This is a genomic window from Dehalococcoidales bacterium, assembly GCA_035529395.1.
Classification (GTDB): domain Bacteria; phylum Chloroflexota; class Dehalococcoidia; order Dehalococcoidales; family Fen-1064; genus DUES01.
On the sequence record DATKWT010000012.1, the window covers coordinates 1 to 23548 of the forward strand.

The 23548-nt window shown below is 54.6% G+C and carries 15 protein-coding genes and 1 pseudogene; 12 read left to right on the forward strand and 4 right to left on the reverse strand.

What is annotated here, in order from left to right; genetic code table 11:
* Together VMW13_00665 and VMW13_00670 are read left to right on the forward strand one after the other, a co-directional pair.
* Window positions 1-955, forward strand: a 955-nt coding sequence (locus tag VMW13_00665; GenBank protein HUV43319.1) for a methionine synthase, incomplete at its 5' end; no start/stop codon positions are given.
* Window positions 956-990: 35 nt separating this feature from the next.
* Window positions 991-1524, forward strand: coding sequence for a methyltransferase domain-containing protein (locus VMW13_00670; GenBank protein ID HUV43320.1), 534 nt, complete (start codon window positions 991-993; stop codon window positions 1522-1524).
* Window positions 1525-1649: 125 nt separating this feature from the next.
* Here the strand turns inward: VMW13_00670 and VMW13_00675 are convergent, their stop codons facing one another.
* The 3 genes from VMW13_00675 to VMW13_00685 form a co-directional block, all read right to left on the reverse strand.
* Window positions 1650-2870 (reverse strand): OFA family MFS transporter, encoded by a 1221-nt coding sequence (locus VMW13_00675; protein HUV43321.1) that lies wholly within the window; start codon window positions 2868-2870, stop codon window positions 1650-1652.
* Between the two features lie 138 nt (window positions 2871-3008).
* Window positions 3009-4976 (reverse strand): acetate--CoA ligase, encoded by a 1968-nt coding sequence (acs, locus tag VMW13_00680; GenBank protein HUV43322.1) that lies wholly within the window; start codon window positions 4974-4976, stop codon window positions 3009-3011.
* A gap of 84 nt (window positions 4977-5060) precedes the next feature.
* Window positions 5061-5516 carry a cyclic nucleotide-binding domain-containing protein gene (locus tag VMW13_00685; protein HUV43323.1) on the reverse strand — a complete coding sequence of 152 codons (456 nt, stop codon included), beginning with the start codon at window positions 5514-5516 and terminating at the stop codon, window positions 5061-5063.
* Window positions 5517-6759: 1243 nt separating this feature from the next.
* Here VMW13_00685 and ahcY point away from each other — a divergent pair.
* The 3 genes from ahcY to VMW13_00700 all read left to right on the forward strand — a co-directional run bounded on the left by ahcY (window position 6760) and on the right by VMW13_00700 (window position 10210).
* On the forward strand, window positions 6760-8025 hold the full coding sequence (gene ahcY, locus VMW13_00690; GenBank protein HUV43324.1) for an adenosylhomocysteinase: 1266 nt from the start codon (window positions 6760-6762) through the stop codon (window positions 8023-8025).
* A 13-nt stretch (window positions 8026-8038) separates the two neighbouring features.
* Complete coding sequence (gene metK / locus VMW13_00695; protein ID HUV43325.1) at window positions 8039-9250, forward strand: methionine adenosyltransferase; 1212 nt, start codon at window positions 8039-8041, stop codon at window positions 9248-9250.
* Between the two features lie 549 nt (window positions 9251-9799).
* The gene (locus VMW13_00700; protein ID HUV43326.1) at window positions 9800-10210 is read left to right on the forward strand and encodes a VOC family protein; all 411 of its coding nucleotides are present in this window, start codon (window positions 9800-9802) and stop codon (window positions 10208-10210) included.
* Here VMW13_00700 and VMW13_00705 read toward each other — a convergent pair.
* Entirely contained in the window at window positions 10167-10664 is a 498-nt protein-coding gene (locus VMW13_00705; protein ID HUV43327.1) for a hypothetical protein, read from the reverse strand. The two genes, VMW13_00700 and VMW13_00705, sit on opposite strands and share 44 nt — an antisense overlap.
* Window positions 10665-11187: 523 nt before the next feature.
* On the opposite strand from VMW13_00705, the gene VMW13_00710 reads away from it, so the two are divergent.
* The 7 genes and pseudogenes from VMW13_00710 to VMW13_00740 all read left to right on the forward strand — a co-directional run bounded on the left by VMW13_00710 (window position 11188) and on the right by VMW13_00740 (window position 23047).
* Window positions 11188-11370, forward strand: coding sequence for an SDR family NAD(P)-dependent oxidoreductase (locus VMW13_00710; protein ID HUV43328.1), 183 nt, complete (start codon window positions 11188-11190; stop codon window positions 11368-11370).
* A gap of 116 nt (window positions 11371-11486) precedes the next feature.
* On the forward strand, window positions 11487-12050 hold the full coding sequence (locus VMW13_00715; protein HUV43329.1) for a 4Fe-4S dicluster domain-containing protein: 564 nt from the start codon (window positions 11487-11489) through the stop codon (window positions 12048-12050).
* A 708-nt stretch (window positions 12051-12758) separates the two neighbouring features.
* Window positions 12759-14192, forward strand: a complete 1434-nt coding sequence (locus VMW13_00720; protein HUV43330.1) for a phosphoglucomutase/phosphomannomutase family protein — start codon at window positions 12759-12761, stop codon at window positions 14190-14192.
* 51 nt (window positions 14193-14243) lie between these two features.
* The gene (locus tag VMW13_00725) at window positions 14244-14609 is read left to right on the forward strand and encodes a hypothetical protein (GenBank protein HUV43331.1); all 366 of its coding nucleotides are present in this window, start codon (window positions 14244-14246) and stop codon (window positions 14607-14609) included.
* 169 nt (window positions 14610-14778) lie between these two features.
* Window positions 14779-18363: pseudogene (locus VMW13_00730) on the forward strand (DNA-directed RNA polymerase subunit beta).
* Window positions 18364-18859: 496 nt separating this feature from the next.
* Window positions 18860-22759: a DNA-directed RNA polymerase subunit beta' gene (gene rpoC, locus VMW13_00735; protein ID HUV43332.1), complete on the forward strand. Its 3900-nt coding sequence runs from the start codon at window positions 18860-18862 to the stop codon at window positions 22757-22759.
* Between the two features lie 42 nt (window positions 22760-22801).
* A complete protein-coding gene (locus VMW13_00740) occupies window positions 22802-23047 on the forward strand; it encodes a serine hydrolase (GenBank protein ID HUV43333.1) in 246 nt (81 codons plus the stop codon).
* Window positions 23048-23548: the final 501 nt, after the last annotated feature.

Genomic DNA, 23548 nt, shown 5'->3' on the forward strand with positions numbered 1-23548 from the left:
CTGCGCACAGGTGGTCCATTACCTGAAGGACATTCCCGCCTGGCCACAACTGCCGAGGCGCTCCTTCCGTGAGAACATGTATGCCCAGTACAGCCAGGGCTTCCCCGGACTGGTGATAGAAAACGACCGTATCTACGTGGATCGGGCACAAGCACAGGAAGAAATGGAGCAGTTCTACACCGATTACCTGGCCGACGATTTCTACAAGTACTCCCTCGGCGCCGAGTATGCTGCCGGATTGCATACCTTCCTCAACTGGGAAAACCTCTCCCCGTGGGCAGTCAAGGGACAGGTTACCGGACCGGTCACCTGGGGGATGACGGTCACCGACGAAGACCGCAAGGCCATAATCTATGATGATACTCTCCGTGATGCCGTCCCGAAACTGCTCCGCATGAAAGCCAGATGGCAGGAGAAAGCCCTGAGCCAGGTCTCGAAGAACACGATAGTCTTCCTCGATGAGCCGTACATGGCCGCTTTCGGGTCGATCGGCCTGCTCCTGGACCGGGACGAAATCATCAGCCTCCTTGACGAGGTCTTCGAAGGTATCAGCGGAATCAAGGGAATCCACTGCTGCGGCAATACCGACTGGTCGGTCCTGCTCAAGACCACCACCGACATCATCAGCTTTGATGCCTACAGTTACGCCGAGTCCTTGAGTCTCTATCCCGCCGAGGTCAGGGAGTTCCTCGGCAGGAATGGTACCATCGCCTGGGGGATTGTTCCTAATGAACCTGAAGCACTAGCCAGGGAAACAGTCGCCAGCCTGAAAGACCGCCTCGAGGAGGCAATGGCGCCCTTTACCAGGAACGGTATCCCCTTCCGGCAGCTAATCCGGCAGGGCCTGCTCACGCCAAGCTGTACGCTCACTTCCCTGGGCACGGAAGAAGCCGCCGGTCGCGCCCTGGAACTACTGGCAGACCTCTCGGCAAGGATAAGGCAGCAGTACGGGTAAAAGTAGCAGCGGACTGGTTCAGCAGGAGGAAGATAATGGCTGACAAATCGATGTCAAACCTCGATTTCAGGTTTATGACTCTTCTCTTCAAGCTTCGTGATCTCTTAAAGCCTCGCATGAATACTCTGAAAGAGGTCGGCATCAAGCCGGGGTTTAGCGTGCTTGATTATGGCTGCGGACCCGGCGGCAACATGCTTTCGCTGGCCAGACTGGTGGGTGCATCAGGGAAGATATACGCGCTGGACATCCATCCCCTGGCTGTTCAGATGGTCAGAGGTATTGCCCTGAGGAAGCGACTGACCAATGTGGAGACAATTCAATCTAACTGCAAGACAGGACTGCCGGATAGCAGCATCGACGCAGCCCTGCTGTACGATGTTTTTCACGACCTGAGCGACCCACGAGGGGTACTGGAAGAGCTAAATCGAATTCTAAAATCGGGTGGAGTCCTCTCCGTGAATGACCATCACATGCAAGAGGCCGAGATAGTAGGCCGGATAACGGACGGCGGACTCTTCCACCTTTCGAAGAAGGGCGAGAAGACCTACGGGTTCATGAAAGCGGAGTAGAAATGGGTACGGAAGAAGCCGCCGGTCGCGCCCTGGAACTACTGGAAGACTATACTATCCGGCGAAAAAGATAACCGGGTAAGGTGTTCTTCCTTACCCGGCTGCTGACTGTTGTGATACTGCTGTTATTTTGAGTATCTGAATTTAAAAACCAGTGACAGCACTAATGCTATAAAAACGAACACAGCGGCAATCGTGAACGCCATGGTATAGCTCTGTGTAGTATCGTAGACGTACGACCCCATAATGGGTCCCAGGGTAGCGCCGACCCCGTAAGCCGTAAAAACCAGTCCATAATTGACCCCGAGGTTCTTGATGCCGAAAATATCACCTGTCGCTGTGGGGAATAGGGCGAAGCAGGCGCCATAATTAAAACCTATTATTGCCACCGCGATGAATATTGTTATTAAGCTTACTGCGACGTGAGGGAATACCAGCATCATTATGCCCTGTAATGTAAAGAGAACAATCATGGTCTTCACAACGCCGACTTTGTCAGCAAGTGCCCCGCCCCCTGGTCTGCCAAGGGCATTAAATGCAGAAAGAACCCCGGCAGCGACAGCAGCGTACATCACTGCTATGCCGAGTTCTTCAGTGTAGGCTGCAACATGCCCGATAACCATCAGTCCCGCCGATGACATGAAAACAAATGTGAGCCATAGTATCCAGAACCGTCCTGACTTGATAACCTCTCCCGGGCTATAATCCCTTATCGCAGGTGCGGTTGACGTAGCTGTTGTCTGAGGAGGCTCCCATCCCTTGGGTTTCCATCCCTCGGGTGGGTTCCGCAACAGAAAAGCGGAGAGAACAGAAACCACGAGGAGCACGATGCCTACTATCAGAAGGGTCATCTCCACTCCCTGAGCGTCTATCAGGTATCTTTGGAGAGGAGCAAACAACAGGGCACTCAGGCCGAAGCCACCAACGACAATTCCGACCGCTAGCCCCGGCTTGTCCTGAAACCACTTCCTTGTTGCTGGAATAGCGCAGGCGTATCCCAGGCCACATCCTGCTCCAGCTATGATTCCGTAGGTAAAAAACAGCCAGAAAGGAGACTCAAAACGTCCGATGAACGAGGCCAGGATAAACCCCAGTCCGAGCAGAATGCCTCCGAGCATGGTGACCTTTTTTGGCCCCATTTTATCCTGAGCCCTTCCTGCAGGAATCATCATCAGGGCAAAGCACACCAGGAAGACTGTGAATGGCAGGGTTGCTATTGTTTTTGACCAGCCGTAAGATTCCATTAATGGGCGAACAAAAACACTCCATGCATATACGATTCCCAGCATCAGGTTCAGCAGGAATCCGCCAGTAAGAACACTCCATCTATTAGCTGATGTCGCCAAGATTTGCCCCCCTTATAGTTTTCATCGTGCCCCCTTTTATGGTGATACCACTAAGAAGGGAGCTAACCAGATTCTAATGGTTAGCTCCCTTTATCTTTAATAAAAGAACCAGGTAGCTTCTGTTGGATCACTCAGGGTTTACTGGGCTCCTTTTACCAGGGTACTAACCACCGAGGGGTCGGCCAGTGTGGAGATATCACCCAGGTTGTCGACATCGCCGGCGGCAATCTTGGTCAGGATACGGCGCATAATCTTGCCGCTCCTGGTCTTGGGTAGACCGTCGGTAAACTGAATATTGTCGGGGGAAGCTATAGGGCCAATTTCCTTACGGACATGGGTAACCAGTTCTTTTTTGAGGGTATCGGATAACTCCACACCGACGTTCAGGGTGACGAAGGCATATATTCCCTGTCCCTTGATTTCATGTGGCATACCAACCACGGCGGCCTCAGCTACCTTGCTATGGGATACCAGAGCACTTTCAACCTCCGCGGTGCCAATGCGGTGGCCGGAGACATTGATGACATCGTCTATCCGTCCCATCAGCCAGAAGAAGCCATCCTCATCCACCCGGGCACCATCTCCAGTGGTATACACGCCGGGGAACTGAATAAAGTAGGTGTTCTTGAACCTTTCCGGCTCGCCATAGACTCGGCGCATGAGGCCAGGCCAGGGTTTCCTGATTACCAGGTAGCCGCCCTCATTAACATCGGCAGGGGAACCGTCTTCCCTGATTACCGCCGCATCAACGCCGGGGAAGGGTAATGTAGCTGAGCCTGGTTTCAGCGGGGTGGCTCCGGGTAGAGGCGTAATCAGAATGCCGCCGGTCTCCGTCTGCCACCAGGTATCCACGATAGGACATTTGTCTTTACCAATCACGTTGTAGTACCACATCCAGGCTTCGGGATTGATCGGCTCACCAACTGAACCCAGGATGCGCAGGCTGCTCAGGTTACGCTTGTTGGGCCACTCATCCCCTTCTCTCATTATGGCGCGGAGGGCGGTGGGGGCAGTGTAGAAAATATTAACCTGGTATTTTTCTACAATCTCCCAGAACCGGTCAGGATGGGGGTAGGTCGGCACCCCCTCAAACATGAGGCTGGTAGCACCAGCAGCTAGCGGGCCATAAACGATATAGCTGTGGCCGGTAACCCAGCCAATGTCTGCCGTGCACCAGAAGGTATCCTCTTCCTTGATATCAAATACCCACTTGAAGGTCTGGTAGCAGAACAGCAGATAGCCGGCCTGGGTATGAAGGACGCCCTTGGGTTTACCGGTACTGCCACTGGTGTAGAGGATAAACAGGGGGTCTTCGGCATCCATTACTTCCGGCTCGCAGGTTGGTTTTATGTCCTCAGCCCCTATTTCATCGTGCCACCAGTGGTCGCGACCGGGCTGCATATTTATGCTGATGTCAGCCCGCTTGACCACAATCACGTCTTTCACTATGGGGCTTTGCTCCAGGGCGACATCAGCATTGTCTTTACTCCGGATAACTCGGCCGCTGCGGTAGTAGCCATCGGCGCAGACAAGTACTTTAGACCCACAGTCCTGGATTCTATCTCTAAGTGCCTCGGCGCTGAAACCGCCAAAAACAATGCTGTGAATGGCTCCGATTCGGGCGCAGGCGAGCATAGCAATCGGCAGCTCCGGAATCATAGGTAGGTAGATAGAAACCTGATCACCCTTCTTAACGCCGAGCTTCTTCAGCACGTTGGCGAACTTACATACTTCGTAATAGAGCTGCTGATAGGTTAGAGTCTTGCTGTCGCCGGTGTCTCCCTCCCATATCAGAGCTGCCTTATTTTTCCGCCATGTTTTCAGGTGTCTGTCAATACAGTTATAGCTGACATTCAGTTTACCACCGACGAACCATTCGTGCTTGGCTTCCTTGAAGTCCTCGACCAGTACCTTATCCCATTTCTTGTACCAGTCCAACTGCTCTGCCATTTCTCCCCAGAAGCCCTCAGGGTCATCAATAGACCTCTTGAAGAGCTTCTTGTATTCGTCCATACTCTTGATGTGTGCTTGCTTGACGACTTCTTCCGAGGGTGGGAATACCCTCTTTTCATCCATCATGGATGTAATTGTTTCCCCTTGTTCCATAGTCAAAACTCCTCCTCCAATTCATCCGGTAACTAGTCTGGATTTCGGTATTAGCCAGGGTTGGTTAAGGACTATCAGCCGGGGCTAATCCTGAGAGTAAACGCCGAGTAACTGGGTGTAGGCGTGGCGCAGTCTGATGGCCACGACACGGGCTATCCCTCGGGATATTTTACAGCCTATCTCAGGGGAGGTAAGGCATAAATTGTGTAGTTCCTCCCCGTTAAAGGCAAGCACCTTTGTCTTCTCTATGGCTTTTACGGTAGCGGTGCAGGTGTGTGGCTCTATCATTGCCGACCAGCCGATAACATCACAAGCAGAAGCCGACTGGACCTGGCGTTGGGAGAGTGGTCCCACTTCAAGAATAATGCCCACCAGGCCATCTTCAATTACGCGGGTCTTATCTCCTCTGACATCCTGCTTACAGATTATCTCTCCCGGCTCAAATACTTCAGGGGTACACATCTTCGCCACCACTTGAAGTTGCTCATCATTAAGGGCACGAAACATATCGCACTTGCGTAGTACCTCTAGTGTATCCACGTTTATTTACCCCCTTTTTGGTATATCATTGTACATTTTATGTGCTTTTACTTACTGGTCAAAGTCTAGCCCCGACATTTCCCATATCAACTCGACATGAGGCATCCCGGCCCTCATTACTTTGTCACCAATAATTTGGGAATACTCTCTTTTCATCCATCATGGATGTAATTGTTTTTTTCTCTCCCATAAATACTCCTCCTTGCTGGTTTTAGAATTATTCCGGTCGCCTGCAGGTCTGATAATGTCTGCTCAGGTCACCAAGATATAATTCTACCAGATATCCACCCGTATAATCCTGTATCTTCATGCGCTACCTCTACGTTAGCACCGGGCAGAGGGTACTTCATCCGCCAGCAGGCTCAGTGTTATGGTCACACCTGGCCTATTCTGTCGCTAGGCTATATGTGCACTTGCAGGGCTGCCAGTCAGTATCGGGGTAATTGGTTGTGTGAATTTATCCCGTCCACTTGTTCTCGTTCAGACAGGAGTGTGACACAATGTGGTGAGGTGTCGTTGTCACTGCCCAACGACCACTCATGGTTCCCTCCCTGCAGGGAAGGGGAGTTTTGTTCTTGTGTGGGAAGCAGGCAAAGTCTACTTCCTACACATATAGATCACCGTAAGTCATCGTGAGGAGCGCTAGTGTAGTGTCTTACAAATGCCTTTACAGTCCCTGTCATTCTAGCAAGCCTATGAAAAACCCTTTCGACCAATCCCCGTGCGGCCCATCTGGGCCGCCTTCCCCTTCCTGTCCAGGAGGAGCCTTCCTACCGAGGAAGGGGGGAAAGATTATATCTGGGGGACACCGGCAGAATCTGGTTTCGGATTCTGCTAACGTCATTCTGTAAAAATGACGCCCAGACACCCCTGCAAAGGGGGCTTCGGCCCCTCTCAGAAGAGGGGTTTCGCCCCTTCTGAGGGGCGCCCCCTATGGACTTCCCCTTTTTCATCACCCTGTTAGACTCGATCCGGAATACGTGTTTGCCCCCTGGATTCCAGCCTGAGCTGGAATGACATCAACATCCATCATACGTCAAGATATATATGAGACACTACACTAGCTATGCGCTGCCGGTAACGGCGGCACGGAATCTGATATTCCACTGCCGCGCGTCCCCGGTTAGGAAGTGTTTGCCAACATGTGGTAAACTATTTTCTTGGTGCCTACCGTCGATATTCGGGAAGTAATGATACGGCGCTATGTTACCGCGCTGGTTCTTAAGTACAGGAGGAGCGACTGATGGCATCCACCAAGAACTACGATATCAAGGACCCCACGCTGGCTGAGGCCGGTCGGCGGAAGGTAGGCTGGGCATCCCGGGAAATGCCGGTACTGAAGCTGATTCAGGAGCGGTTTGCCGCAGAAAAACCACTATCCGGCATCCGCATAGCTGGCTGCCTGCACATAACCACGGAAACGGCGAACCTGGCGCTGGCTCTCCAGGCCGGGGGTGCCGACCTCGTGCTGTGTGCCTCCAACCCCCTCAGCACCCAGGACGATGCCGCTGCCGCCCTGGTGGATTATGGAATCCCCACGAACGCAATCAAAGGAGAGGACGCGGTGACCTATTACGAACACATCAGCACCGCCCTCGACCAGAAACCCCATATCACCGTCGATGACGGCGCAGACCTGGTGACCACGCTCCATACCAAGCGTGAAGACCTCATAGAGAACATCATAGGCGGGACCGAGGAAACCACCACCGGTGTTATCCGGCTGCGCAGTCTGGAGAAGTCCGGCGGACTCAGGTACCCCATAATCGCCGTGAACGATGCCCAGACGAAACATCTCTTCGATAACCGCTACGGCACCGGACAGAGCACCATCGACGGCATCACGCGGGCTACCAATATCCTCTGGGCTGGCAAGAAGGTAGTGGTCTGCGGATACGGCTGGTGCGGGCATGGCATTGCCATGAGGGCCCAGGGACTGGGGTCCCAGGTCATCATCACCGAGGTGGCACCGGTACGCGCCCTGGAGGCCGTCATGGACGGCTACCGGGTTATGCCCCTCATGGAAGCCGCCAGAGTGGGTGATATCTTCATAACCATCAGCGGGGATAAGAACGTTATTGATAAGCCGCATATCCAGGCAATGAAAGACGGCGCAATTCTGGCAAACAGTGGGCACTTCAATGTGGAAATAAATATCCCCGCCCTGGAGAACCTGTCCAGCGGACAGAGGGAGGTGCGACCCTTCGTGGAGGAGTATTCTCTCTGTGATGGCCGCCGGATTTTCCTGCTGGGTGAAGGCAGACTGATTAACCTGGCCGCCGCCGAGGGGCACCCGGCCAGCGTAATGGATATGAGCTTTGCCAACCAGGCGCTTTGCATGGAATACCTGGTGAAGAACCGGGGGAAGCTCAAGACCGAGGTCCATTCCGTCCCGGTGGAGATTGACAGGCAGGTTGCCAGATTGAAGCTGGACGCCATGGGAATCAGCATTGACACACTGACGCCGGAACAGGAGAAATACCTCAATAGCTGGCGTGAGGGGACGTAGAAAAGGAGGAACAATGCCTACTAGCTTCAGCGAATCACCTAGGTATCTGCTTACTTCGGAATCGGTTACCGAAGGGCATCCCGATAAGCTGTGTGACCAGATATCGGACGCCATTCTGGATGCAGTAATGACCGAGGACCCCAACGGCCGGGTGGCCTGTGAAGTGGCCTGCACCACCGGCCTGGTCATGGTCCTGGGAGAGATGACCACAACCTGCTATGTGGACGTACCCCAGGTGGTGCGCGATGTTATCAGAGACATCGGCTACACGAACCCCAACTACGGATTTGACTGCCAGTCCTGCGGGGTTATGGTGTCGATTACGGAGCAGTCGGCTGATATTGACCGGGGTGTGAGCAAGTCTCGAGAGGTCAAAGAGGGCACTTCGGATACCGACCCGCTGGACGAGACCGGTGCCGGTGACCAAGGGATGATGGTCGGCTTCGCCTGCAACGAAACACCGGAGATGATGCCGCTACCCATCTCCCTCTCACACAAGCTATGCCGGCGTCTCGCTCAAGTACGGAAGGATGGTACCCTTCCGTATCTCAGGCCCGACGGAAAGTCCCAGGTGACCGTGGAATACAGTATGGGCGTGCCCAGGCGGGTTACCAGCGTGGTCATTGCCGCCCAGCATGACGATGACGTCAGCACGGAGCAGATGGAGAAAGACGTTATTGAAAAAGTAGTCAAGGCGATTATTCCTTCTTCCTTGATAGACGCTGAGACCAGGTTCTTCGTCAATGGTACCGGTCGTTTCGTCATCGGTGGCCCCGTGTGCGATACGGGCTTTACCGGCCGCAAGATTCTGGTGGATACCTACGGCGGTCTTGCTCGCCACGGTGGTGGGGCATTCTCCGGTAAAGACCCTACCAAGGTCGACCGCTCGGCGGCCTATATGGCCAGGTATATTGCCAGGAACATGGTTGCCGCCGGACTGGCAGACCGTATCGAAATCCAGGTTTCCTACGTTATCGGCGTGGCCCACCCCCTGTCGGTGGCAGTGGAGACATTCGGTACCGGCAAGGTCGATACCAGCGTCATCGACGGACTCATTGAGAAGCACTTCGACCTCAGGCCGGCAGCCATTATTCGTAATTTCGACCTACGCCGTCCCATCTACCGGCAGCTGGCCGCCTACGGGCACTTCGGCCGCGACGACCTCGACATCCCCTGGGAAAAGACGGACAAGGCCGAGATTCTCAGAAAAGAGGCTCTGGGGTAAGAAGCACGTCGTGCTCCAGAACAGCTTCGGATTGAGATTGCTTCGTCACTGCGTTCCTCGCAATGACATGGTGGGGGATTGCTTCATCGCTGTACTTCTCGCAATGACATGGTGGGGGATTGCTTCATCGCTGTACTTCTCACAATGACATGGTGAGGGATTGCTTCATCGCTGTACTTCTCGCAATGACATGGTGGGAGATTGCTTCATCGCTGTACTTCTCACAATGACATGGTGGGGGATTGCTTCGTCACTGCGTTCCTCCCAATGACATAGAGTGTTTCCGGGAAAGATAAGCCGTCATTGCGAGCGCAGCGAAGCAATCTAATGAATGGACGACCGAAAACCACGCGGTCACGGCAGCGAGACCTGCATATTGTCATCACCCGCGACATAGAATGCCGGAAAGGCACCTTGGTGGTATAATCGAATTCAGGGAACGGGGTTCACCTTAAAAGCATAATAACGTTCCTTTATTTTGGGGTGGATTTGACAGTTCTACAGGCGTACTAACGTGGGATACTCAATGCGTAAAGGAGATGGGCTACTATGGCAAGCGGAGTGAAACTGGACTCGTACGACCACATCGGCCTCGTTGTAAAGGACTGTGAAGCCACTATTGGGTCGTGGTCATCGTTGCTCGGTATTGGCCCCTGGACATTCAGGGACGTCGGCATATTGAAGCTGGCCCACGCCTCATTGGGTCCGGTACAGTTTGAGTTGATTGAGCCTGTAGCGGAGAAGTCGCTCTGGGCTGATTTCCTCAATACCCATGGAGAAGGACTGCATCATATTTGCTGCCGTGTTGATGATGTGGGTGTGGCGGCCGCCAAACTCGTGGCAGAGGGGGGCGAGGTTATGGTCTCGACACCGGGCGTCTTTGCCTATGTCGATATCGGAGGACCCGGTAGCGTCATCATGGAACTTCTGAAAACGCCCGAGCAAGACCGGGAGCAATAGACGGTGCGTTACAGCACTTATCACCACAAAATCCAGACCCGCGTTTATGCTGTCCCGAACGGCCTGCGAAGTGAAGCGAGCCCCTTTGCTGGGCGAGCATAATGAATACTTGCTTAAGGAACTCCTCGGTATGTCGGATGCCGAGATTGCTGAGCTGGTGATAGATGGGGCGATTGAGTAGAAAGAAGTTTATCTCCTCGCCTTCTTCACGAAGTTTCAAGAGGACATCCCGAACTTTCTCATTACTGTTTGCCTGCCACGTGTTTATGCCTTGAGCTATGCACCTTCGCAGGAACGCTACGGTCCTATCCACTGTGAAGTATTCGAGCATATGCATGCCCATCAGCTTAGATTGATGAGATGCTCCATTCTGCTGGTTCCCCCCGACTATCAGTCGTGAGATTGTGTGTGGGCCGAAGGGCACTTCCGGCATCTTCAATGATTCTTCCGGCATTCCTGGTTTTCCTTCCCCGTTATCCTCTATTTATCTGCGGTGCAGTAATGCCGACGTTCACCCGGCCCTCGTTGCTTTGTCACCAATAGTATATTCATGGCACCTGGCTGTCAATCTCCGGTATGGGGCACTGCAACAGCCCCCTGGACGTGTGAATCGTACACCGAGGCCTTTGAAATCCTCTCCTGTCAACATGGTGAGGCTCTCACTCACGAGAAAGCTCATACTACTACCCCCGTCTTTCTCACCTGGCTGTCCGTATCTCCTCGGTTTCAACTGGCCGGGTGATGGGCACAGCTCTACCTGTCTGATACTGGAAGACGTGCTGCCGGTTCCTACCTGCCAGGGTTCGGTGGGGATTTGACTCGGACAATGCTGGTATGAGACTATCATCCCAGTAATCTCGATACCTGACGTTATGGTATCATTTCTCTACTGCTACCGTTCGGTATGGTTTTTTTGATGCTGAGGATGCCTGCTTGCAGGTTGAAATGGCAAACGCTGAACAAGAGGATACTGGAGATTGAGTATCCCTGATTTGTCCCAGAGTGGTAAGGTAGCCGTTGTAACCGGTGGCAGGAGAGGACTGGGAAAGACAATGGTGCTGGCCTTCGCCGAAGCTGGGATTGACGTGGCTGTGTGTGATCTGTTGGTTGACGGTGGCAAACTGGAGACCACGGCCAGAGAGATTCGAGAGTTCGGGTGAATGCCATGGCTCCGGATATCCCAATACTCTGACCAGAAATGAGCCATCACCGGGCGGGGGCTATGTCACCTCCTGCTTCCTGGTTCAGGCTGAGAAGGCATAAAGGAGGAATTCCAATGAACCAGATGGGGTTCTATTTCGATCAAACGCGGTGCACAGGCTGCTACGCCTGTGCTGTGGCCTGCAAAGACTGGCACGATATCGACGCCGGGCCAGTTAAATGGCTGCGGATTCAGACTATCGAGGAGGGCAAATTCCCCGACGTCTTCGTTGCATACCTGGCCTCGCTGTGCTTCCAGTGTGCTGACCCGCCCTGCATCAAGGCCTGCCCGGTGGACGCTATCAGCAAACGAGAGTCTGACGGTATCGTAGTGGTTGACCGGGAAAAGTGTATGGGCAACAAGCAGTGTAACACCCTCTGCCTCAATGCTTGTCCCTGGGATACACCGCAGTTCGGTCCTGAAGAGGATGCCAGGATGCAGAAGTGCGACCTCTGCCTGAAGCGGTTGGAGCAGGGCAAGCAGACCATCTGTGTCGAGGCCTGCCCGATGTACGCCCTGGACGTGGGTCCCCTGGATGAACTGAAGGCCAGGTACGGCGAGGTTGTAGAGGCCGAAGGCTTTAAGTACTCGGAAAGGTTTAAGCCATCGGTAACATTCAAGCCCAAACCGAGGGGTTAAATCGACAGCATAGGGAACCGCACATCGGCCGCGCCAGAACGTACGTTTCATGGCGGAAGCCCTTCGGCAGACTTGTGACACAGGCAAACCCGCACTAACACAGTACACCCGTGCCAGTTGGAGGTTGAGAAACAGATAGATTGGCAGACAGTGCATCCATTGACTGTGAGGCACTCAGCCATATGTACAACACTGGGCAGGGCAGTCAGTACCAGCCCATGAAGAAGCCGGTCAGACTGCTCGACATAGACCGTAGCCCGGTCTTCGCCGACACGGACTCCGGGCAGCAGGAAACCAAGAGTGGGCGCCCCTCAGAAGGAGCGAAGCCCCAAAATAGCTACAGGGGATGGGGTTACCTATCAGCGATTAAGCTGCTTAATGAGATTGCTTCGTCGCCGGGCCGACGAAACGTCGGCACGCTCCTCGCAATGACATAGAGTGTTTTCGAGAAAGGTACGCCGTCATTGCGAACGCAGCGAAGCAATCTAATGAATGGACGACCGACAACCACGCGGTCACGGCAACGAGACCTACATATTGTCATCACCCGCGACAGGGACTACCGGAAAGGCACTTTAGTGGTATAATCTAATTCAGGGGACGGGGGGTTACCTCTCTGGAGAAGCGACATCATCTGGGGAGATTCTGTGTCTCCTCGCTTCGCTCGGAGCCCCGGCTCAGAATGACAGGAACGGTCAACGGAGGGACATGAGAGCGGTAGAAAACCCCATCAAGTTCGGCACCGACGGCTGGCGGGGAGTCATCGCCGAGGACTTTACCTTTGACAACGTTCGCTTCTGTGCGCAGGGTGTTGCCGACTACTTCAGGCAGGCGGGACTGGAAGGCCAGGGGCTGGTAATCGGCTATGACACCCGTTTTGCCTCGGAGGACTTCGCCGCCGCCACCGCCGAGGTCATAGCCGGCAACGGGATAAAGGTCCTTCTGTCTCCTAAGCCGACCCCGACCCCGGTGGTCAGCTTCGGCGTTACCCACAAGCAGACTGCCGGCGCAATCATGATTACCGCCAGCCACAACCCGGCAAGATGGAACGGTTTCAAGTTGCGGGTTGCCGGCGGCATCAGCGCTCCCTCGGAAGTTATCTCCGAAGTGGAAAAGCACGTCTCCCGCGCCTTCAACACCGGAAAGACCGAGAAGATGCCCATTGAGCAGGCCGTGGAGCGTGGGCTTGTAGAGTATTCTGACCTGACCTCCGTTTACCTGGAGCGGGCAACCAGGTTCGTCGACCTCAACAAGGTCCGCCGGGCGAAGCTCAAGGTCATTGTCGACCCGATGTACGGGGCTGGTGCCGGCTATCTCAAGACACTTCTTGCCGGAGGTGCTATTGATGTAACCGAAATCAACGACGAGTACAACCCTGCCTTCCCCGGGATAAACCCCGAGCCGATTGAAGTCAACCTGGAGAAGCTGTCCGCTACCGTCAGGGAACAGGGGGCCGATGTCGGCCTGGCCTTGGACGGCGATGCCGATCGTATAGGTATAATCGATGAAAACGGGGCGTTTCTCACCCAGCTCCAGGTATTTGCCCTGCTCTGCCTCTATCTGCTGGAGATACGCGGTGAGCGAGGGCCGATAGTGAAGACAATCACCACTACCAGCATGGTCGACCGTCTCGGCGAGATATACCAGGTACCGGTTTATGAGACGTCGGTCGGGTTCAAATACGTTGCCCCGATAATGGTTACCGAGAACGCACTCATTGGCGGGGAGGAAAGTGGTGGCTACGGCTTCCGGGGACATATTCCGGAGCGGGACGCCGTTCCCGCCAGCCTCTACTTCCTGGATTTCATGGTCAGGACAGGCAAGACCCCATCGCAACTCCTCGCGGACCTGTACCGCAGGGTGGGACCACACCACTACCATCGCACGGATGTCCACTTCCCGGAGAACGAACGCCAGAGGATGACCGACCATATTCGGAACAGCTTCCCGCAAGCTATTGAGGGAGTCCGCGTGGTGAAAACGGATACCTGCGATGGTTTCCGCTTCACCCTGGAAGACGGGGCCTGGTTACTGGTCCGGTTCTCCGGCACCGAACCCGTGCTCCGCGTTTATGCCGAAAGTAACAGCCTGTCCCGCGTGGAAAGGCTGCTTGAGGCAGGTAAGAAACTGGCCGGACTCTGAAACCAGGCCGGAGCTGATGTGCGGTTCCAGTAGAAGGGGGAGCAAGTGAACATGGAGGAAAAGCTACCTCGCAAGATAGAGAAGCCCTGGGGGTATGAGCTGCTCTGGGCGCATACCCCGAAGTACGCAGGCAAGATTATATTCGTTAAAAAGGGACACCGGCTAAGTCTACAGTACCACGAGCGCAAGGACGAGACTATGTACGTGTATTCCGGAAAGGCCCGGATTGAAATCAGTGATGAGCAGAGTGCTCCGGTATCAACTGTTTTTGAGCCCGGCCAGGCCATCCGGCTTGTCCCGTTTACCCGGCACCGAGTAGAGGCCCTGGAGGATACGACGATTCTGGAGGTCTCCACCCCGGAGTTGGAGGACGTGGTACGGCTGAGTGATGATTACGGGCGAACTAATAGAACTTGACAAACATATACAGTATTTGGTATATTATTAGGTTGTTGACTATGCCTCACAAGGTTTCTGTCTTTATTACACAATTACCTGTTTTTCCTAGCCGCTGCTTTGGGATTCGTCTACGGTAAAGCATCGTTTCTGCATGCCTTCATAGTACGTTAAGTTTGAGGTGGTATCTATGTCATTGGTTGACACCGAGAAGGGCCTGTATCCTGTCGCCAGGAAATCCTATGCCAAACTACCCCAGATTATCGAAGTGCCCAATCTGATTGAAGTACAACTGAATTCTTTCCGCTGGTTCCAGGAAGAGGGGCTCAGACAGGTGCTGGAAGAAGTATCCCCGATACGGGACTTCACCGGCAACAGGCTCGAGCTGAGCTTCCTCAGCTATGAGTTTCGCGAACCACGTTACCCCGAACACGAATGCCTTCAGAGGGACAAGACCTATTCGGCCCCTCTCTATGTCCAGACAAGGCTGCTAATCAAGGGGACGGGAGAAATAAAGGAACAGGACCTCTTCCTCGGTGATATCCACCTGATGACTGCCAGGGGTACCTTCATTACCAGTGGGGCGGAACGGGTGGTAGTCAGCCAGCTGCTCCGTTCTCCGGGTGTTTACTTCACGGTTGAAGAGGATGTCTCCAGCGGACGGGGACTTTGCCATGCCAAGCTAATCTCAAATCGCGGGGCCTGGCTCGAGTTTGATACCAGTAATTCCAACATCATTTCGGCAAAGATAAACGGCAAACGGAAGATACCGGTTACCACACTGCTGCGTGCTATCGGCTACGGTAGCGATGAGGAGCTCCTGAGCCTGTTTACCGAAGAAGACAGCTCTCCCGACCACCAGTACATCCGGTCGACCCTGGAGCGTGAACCTGGTATTCGGGACCAGTCTGATGCAATGATTGACATCTACCGCAAGCTGCGCCCCGGTGACCCGCCTAACCTTGATAACGCCAGGAAGCTGATAACCAGCCAGCTTTTTGACTCCCAGCACTATGACCTGGGGGTCGTAGGCCGCTACAAGATGAACAAGCGGCTGGGATTGGATATACCGGAGAGCCAGCGAGCGCTGACCAAAGAGGATATGGTCGAGATTGTAAGACATATCATCATGGTCAACAACGGTGATGATACCCCGGATGACATAGACCACCTGGGGAACCGGCGCACTCGTACAGTTGGTGAACTGGTACAGAACCAGTTCCGCATCGGGCTGATGCGTCTGGAGCGGGTAGCCAGGGAACGGATGAGTACTATTCCCACGGAAGCTGCCGTTCCCAGTGCCCTGATAAACACCCGTCCGGTGATGGCTGCAATCAGGGAGTTCTTCAGTAGTTCGCAGCTTTCCCAGTTCATGCAGCAGACCAACCCCCTTGATGAACTGACCCACAAGAGACGCCTTTCAGCGATGGGACCGGGAGGGCTGTCACGTGAGCGCGCCGGCTTTGAAGCCCGCGATGTCCATTACTCGCACTACGGCAGAATCTGTCCCATCGAGACGCCGGAGGGACCGAACGTTGGCCTGATTGGCTCGCTGGCGACCTACAGTCGGATAAATAAATATGGTTTCATTGAAACGCCCTACCGTAAGGTTGTCCACGAGATAGGTAATACCGAAGAGCAACTGGTGGGTAAGACTGCTCGTGAGGACGTACTCGATGATAGCGGTAATATCCTGGTAGCAGAAGGTACCACTATCAGCGAAAAACAGGCTGCCGAGTTGCGCGGTCTTTCCCCCAGGGACATAAAAGTCATGTCATTTGTTTCCGGCGAGATTGTCTACATGACCGCCGATATAGAGGATAAGTACACTATTGCACAGGCTGATATCCGGCTGAACGAGAACAATGAACTTATTGATCAAAGGATGGAGGCCAAGCTTGCCGGTAATTACCTGCGAGAAGCGCCGGGAAAAATTGACTTCATGGACGTCTCGTCCAAGCAGGTATTCAGCGTCTCGGCAGCGCTGATACCGTTCCTGGAACACGATGATGCCAACCGTGCCCTGATGGGCTCCAACATGCAGCGGCAGGCTGTGCCCTTGTTACGGCCATCAGCACCGATTGTAGCCACCGGTATGGAGGCCGAGGCTGCCAAGCATAGCGGCCAGGTATTGCTGACCACGAATGCGGGTGTGGTTACGTCGGTCACCAGTTCGGAGATAGTAATCACCAGGGATGATGGCGGCGAGGACCGCTATCCGCTGCTCAAGTTTGTCCGCACCAACCAGGGGACCTGCATCAACCAGCGCCCGATAGTGGGCAAGGGCGACCGCGTGAAGCCGGGACAGGTGCTGGTGGACAGTTCATCCACAGAGCAGGGTGAGCTTGCCCTTGGCCAGAACCTGCTCTGCGCCTTTATGGTCTGGGAAGGCTACAACTACGAGGATGCTATCGTAATCAGCAACCGTCTGGTTGAGAAGGACACTTTCACCTCCATCCACATTGAGAAATACGAAGTAGAAGCCCGGGACACCAAGCTGGGACCTGAAGAGATAACGCGGGACATCCCTAACGTGGGCGAAGAAAGCCTGCGGGAACTGGATGAGGACGGCATTATCCGCATCGGGGCCAAGGTAGGCCCGGATGACATACTGGTCGGTAAGATTACACCCAAGGGTGAGACCGAACTCTCCGCTGAAGAGAAGCTCCTCCGCGCCATATTCGGGGAGAAAGCCCGCGAGGTGAAGGATACTTCCCTGCGGGTGCCTCACGGCGAGCAGGGGAAAATAGTCAATGTCAAAGTCTTTACCGGTGATGACCTGCCCGCCGGCGTCAACCAGTGGGTGCAGGTCTGGGTAGCACAGAAGAGGGCTGTTTCCGTGGGTGACAAGATGGCCGGGAGGCACGGCAACAAGGGCGTGGTTTCCATTATTGCCCCTGCTGAAGATATGCCGTTTCTTCCTGACGGCACACCGGTAGACATTATTCTCAACCCTATCGGCGTTCCGGGCCGGATGAACATCGGTCAGGTCCTGGAGACCCATCTGGGCTGGATTGCCCAGACTCTGGGCTTTAAGGTACTCACACCAGTCTTTGACGGCGCCGATGATGTTGACATTGAGGACGCTATGGCCCGGGCATGGTTTGCCCAGAGGGCAGGAGTGGTTGACCCTGACCCGGATAACGGCAGCACCCCTATAAAAACAGAACAGGCTATTGCGTGGGTGGCCAGCAAGGGCTACGATGGCAAGAAGGCCTTTGGTGACGACTATCGCGGAGTTGCCAAGGAGGTCTGCCTGCGCCTGTGGCTGGAAGAACAGGGTATCCAGAGCGCGAAACTCAAGCCAAAGAAGCTCGATGAGGCCGTGCGTAAGGTTAATGAGGAGACAGGCCAGATTCCGCCCACTCTGGGCAAGGTCATCCTGCATGATGGCCGCACTGGTGCACCGTTTGACCGACCGATAACGGTGGGAACCACCTACGTTATGAAGCTTAACCATCTGGTTGAAGATAAAGTCCATGCGCGTTCCACGGGACCATACTCTCTGATAAGCCAGCAGCCCCTCGGTGGGAAAGCCCAGTTCGGTGGCCAGCGCTTCGGCGAGATGGAGGTATGGACCCTGGAGGCTTACGGCGCCGCTCACAACCTCCAGGAAATGCTCACTATAAAGTCGGACGACGTAAGCGGCCGTACCAAAGCCTATGAAGCGATTGTCAAGAATGAGGATATCCTCCAGCCAAGCGTACCGGAATCCTTCAAGGTGCTGGTCAAAGAACTGCAGAGCCTGGGGTTGGCTATCGAGGTGGTGAATGAGGAAAATAGAATGGACCTTGCCAGGAGTAGCACCGCCGAAGAATCCCCGCCGGAAGTGGAGTTGGCCCCCGGGGAAGAGATAAGTGCTGCGACCGAGACCGCCGAAGTATCCGTGCTTGAGGAGGAGTCCACTGCTGAAGAGGAAACTGCCAGCACTGCGGTCATAGCTGAGGCGGCTGCACCGGAGACGGAGCCTGAGGCTGAAGATGAGACCGCCAGCACTGCGGTCATAGCTGAGGCGGCTGCACCGGAGATAGAGCCTGAGGCTGAAGAGGAGACCGCCACTGCTGCGGTCATAGCTGAGGCGGCTGCACCGGAGATAGAGCCTGAGGCTGAAGATGAGACTGCCACTGCTGCGGTCATAGCTGAGGCGGCTGCACCGGAGATAGAGCCTGAGGCTGAAGAGGAGACCGCCAACACCAATGATGCTATTGAGTCCCCCACGCTTGAAACGCAACTAGAGACCGAGGAAGAGCCGACCGGAGAGGTAGAAGAGAATGCTTGAAGTTAATGATTTTGATGCTATCCGCATCTCACTGGCTTCACCGGAGCAGATCAGGAGCTGGTCCTACGGTGAGGTTACCAAACCGGAGACAATCAACTACCGTACCCTGAAACCGGAGCGGGACGGCCTTTTCTGCGAGAAGATATTCGGCCCAACCAAGGACTACGAATGCTTCTGCGGAAAGTACAAGAAAATCCGTTACAAGGGAATAATCTGTGATAAGTGCGGTGTTGAAGTTGCCCGCGCCAAGGTGCGACGGGAGCGAATGGGGCACATCCAACTGGCCTGTCCGGTAAGCCATATCTGGTTTGCCAAGGGGATACCCAGCCGATTGGGGCTTTTGCTGGACCAGTCTCCGCGGAATCTGGAGCGTGTCCTCTACTTCTCCCACTACATCGTCACCTCGGTCAAGGAGGAAGCACGCGACCTGGCAATTGAAGAGCTCAAGGAGCAGATTTCCCAGGACCACGCTGAGCGTAAGGCAGGCCTGGAAGAGAAAATCGAGTCCATGTCCGATGCTTCCGTCGAGGAGGTAAACCAGCTCCGGCGAGACCTGGAAACAGAACCGGTACCGCTCCGGGAGGAACTGGCTCGTGATGTCGAGCACCTCAAGGAACTCAAGGTACAAAAGCTGCTCACCGAGAATGAATACCGTGACCGGAAGCAGAAGTTCGGGCACCTCTTCGAAGCCGGTATGGGCGCCGAGGCAATCCTCAAGGTCATCAAGAAGGTAAACCTTTCCGACCTGCGCGACGAGTTGCTGGAGGAGAACCATTCTTCCTCCGGGCAGCGCCGCAAGAAGGCAAGCAAGCGACTGCAGGTAGTAGAGGCCTTCCGTCGCAGCGGTAACAAACCCGAGTGGATGATCATTACCGTACTGCCCGTGCTGCCGCCTGAACTCCGACCGACGGTACAGCTCGATGGCGGGAGGTTCGCCATCAGCGATATCAATGACCTCTACCGGCGGGTTATCAACCGTAATAACCGGCTGCGGCACCTGATGGACATCGGTGCCCCGGAAATCATCATCCGCAACGAGAAACGGATGCTCCAGGAAGCGGTCGATTCTCTCATCGATAACGGCAAACGTGGCCAGCCGGTCTCCATCAGCGGCAACCACAAGCTGAAGTCGCTGTCCGACATGTTGCGGGGCAAACAGGGAAGGTTCCGCCAGAACCTGCTGGGCAAGAGGGTAGACTATAGCGGACGCTCGGTGATAGTCGTCGGTCCCGAACTCAAGCTTCATCAGTGCGGTCTGCCCCGGCGGATGGCCCTAGAGCTGTTCAAGCCCTTTGTCATGCGTCTGCTGATAGAACAGGGCCTGGCTCACAATATCAAGAGCGCCCGCCGGCTGGTGGAGAAGGGCAAGCCGGAAGTCTACGATATACTGGAAGACCTCGTCAAGGACCGGCCGGTACTGCTCAACCGGGCACCTACCCTTCACCGCCTTAGTATCCAAGCCTTCGAGCCGGTGCTTATCGATGGCAGCGCCATCCAGATTCACCCCCTGGTCTGCTCCGCCTTCAACGCCGACTTCGATGGTGACCAGATGGCGGTACACATCCCTCTATCCAAGGCCGCCGTCAGGGGTGCCAGGGAGACGATGCTGAGCATCCACAACATGATGCTGCCGTCCTCCGGCGAGCCGGTAGTAACGCCCACCCTGGATATGGTACTCGGGTGCTATTACCTGACCACAATCAGACGAGGCACCCAGAGAGAGGGTCTCCTCGGCAGTTTCGAAGAGGCCAAGCTCATGTACGAACTTGGTGCTCTCGATCTCAGAGAGGAGATTGAAGTCCGCGGACAGGAGAACGGGGAGAGGATAAAGACCAGTGTCGGGCGCATCATCTTCAATGATGCTCTGCCCGCGAAACTCCACTTCTACAACCAGCCAGTTGACAAGTCTGTCCTGAAGCAGGTCGTGACGGAGTGCGCTAAGCTGCTGAGCGATGAAGAGATGGCCATGGTGTTGGACGACCTCAAGGAGATGGGCTTCCGGTATGCCACCAAGTCCGGCACGACTATCGCCATGAGCGATGTCGAGGTACCGGCGTCAAAACCGAAACTGCTGAAAGAGGCTGAAGAAAAGGCGGCCCTCATCGAAAGCCAGTACAACCGGGGGCTGATAACCGAGGACGAAAGATACAACGGCGTGGTGGACGTATGGATGGGGGCTACCGATAGGGTGGGCGAAGCTACTTCGGCCAGCCTCGACCCCCACGGCGGTGTTTACATGATGGCGACATCCGGGGCCAAGGGTAACATCACCCAGATCCGGCAGATGGCCGGCATGCGTGGGCTGATGACGAACCCTTCAGGCAAGATAATCGACTTCCCGATAAAATCCAGCTTCAGCGAAGGTCTCAGCGTCCTTGAGTACTTTATCTCCACCCACGGCGCCCGCAAGGGGCTGGCTGATACCGCCCTGCGGACATCGGAGAGCGGCTACCTTACCAGGCGACTGGTCGATGTTTCCCATGATGTCATCACCCTTGATGAAGACTGCGGCACTACCGATGGTATCTGGATATCGGAGAGTGATAAATCAGAAATGCTGCCTCCTCTGATCGACCGGATAAATGGCCGTCTGGCAGCCAGTAAAGTAGTCCATCCGGAGACCGGAGAACTCATCGTGGACCGGAATGAAGAAATCGATGAAGTGAAGGCGAAAGAGATTATTGCTGCCGGGATTACGCCGGTCCAGATACGGTCCCCTCTGTCATGCCTGGCGCGGCAGGGCGTCTGTCAGCGTTGCTACGGCCGGGACCTTGGACGGGGTCGCAGGGTAGACCTCAACACGGCGGTAGGAATCATTGCTGCCCAGAGCATCGGAGAGCCGGGCACACAATTGACCCTGCGCACCTTCCATACCGGCGGGGTTGTCGGGCTTGATATCACCACTGGTCTGCCCAGAGTGGAAGAGCTCTTCGAAGCAAGAACGCCGAAAACCCAGGCTATCATTTCAGAGATAAACGGTATCGCCCAGGTGATTCGCAGTGACGAAAGTCAATCTATCAAAGTGATAAGCTCCGAACTCTTCCGTGCCGAGCATCAGCTACCGCCGGGATATAAGATAAAGGTGAAAAAGGGGAAATGGGTGGATATCGGGGACATTTTGGCCATCCCACCCGCCGGGAAGAAAAGACCAGCCGATAAGGAGACGACGGCATCCACCGAACTGGTTTCTGATGTGGAGCCAGTTGTGGCACGCGTTTCCGGAGAGGTCGTCATTGAGGACGGGCACCTTTCCGTTGCCTACAGGGAGATAGAAGAACGCGAGTACCGTGTCCCGGCTGCGATTCGCATTCGTGTCCAGAACGAAGATGTAGTGAGTGCGGGACAGCAGCTCACCGAAGGCTCTGTCAATCCTCAGGACATACTGCATGTTCTCGGGCGGGAAGCCGTGCAGAAGTATCTGGTTGAAGAGGTACAGAAGGTCTACCGCTCCCAGGGCGTAACAATCAACGATAAGCACATTGAAGTTATCGTCCGACAGATGCTGTCCAAGGTCCGCATCGATTCCTCAGGTGACACCGACCTCGTGCCCGGGGAGGTGATGAACCGGTTCCAGTTCGAAGATGTCAATGCCAAGATCGTGGCCGAGGGTGGCGACCCGGCGATAGCCCGTACCCTGCTGTTGGGCGTAACCAGAGCAGCCCTGAGCACCAACAGCTGGCTGGCTGCTGCCTCCTTCCAGGAGACTACCAAGGTGCTGACCGAAGCGGCTGTCAAGAGGTCTACAGACCGGCTTATCGGACTGAAGGAGAACGTGATAATCGGCCGGTTGATACCCGCACGCTACACACCTATCGCGCCCCTCGAAGAAGAACCGGCTTTGGTTGCCGCCGAAGATGAAGGTGTGGTAGCCATGCTCACGGAGGGAGAGTGAGACGGTTAACCTCTTCACGACCACCCATCGCAGCGGCATGGTGTGCCGCAACAGCATGCCCTTTGGAATAGAAGTGCCCCCCTCTGGGGCTTGGGCTTCATGAAAGGTAGTGACACCGGGGACCTTGTCAGCCTTCGATATGGGAGTCTGTGCACCACAGTTGCATATGGTCACGGTGGTGCGTTCAGTTCTATCGGATTCGTTGAACCCAGTCGTGACCTGGTGGTAGTCATTATCACCAACGGTTTCACTCAGAACATAGACAATAACCACTGGACTACTGTGTAGTTTTAACGATAACGGCATACAAATAAGGCCTGGTCTACAAGCAAGGGACTGTATATTACCGGTAGGGCACATTCTAAACTTTTAGGATGCCGAAGATTGAACAAAATGCAATTTTGTTACGTTTACTTCGCCTTCATCACAGCACTTCCACTAATGCTTTAGCACAAAGCAACATACAAGGGGACGATACCTGGAACCGCCTGGCTTTGATGGAACCAGATTCCCGTTGGCAGGGTATTTTCAATAACCTTCCCTTGGTTTCCTGACCACTGAACTATATTTCTATGCTCTAAGGTATTGACAAGAATCGTTTAATGCTATAATATATCGTCAGACGATATAACGACTAACGATATAATGATGGTGCCTGATGATGTCTCAAGATGATATTAAGAAATACTTACCATTAACCGAAGCTACGTATTACATTATGATGACTCTTGGTGAGCCGTTGCATGGATATGCAGTAATGCAGGAAGTAGAAAAAATCAGTGAAGGAAC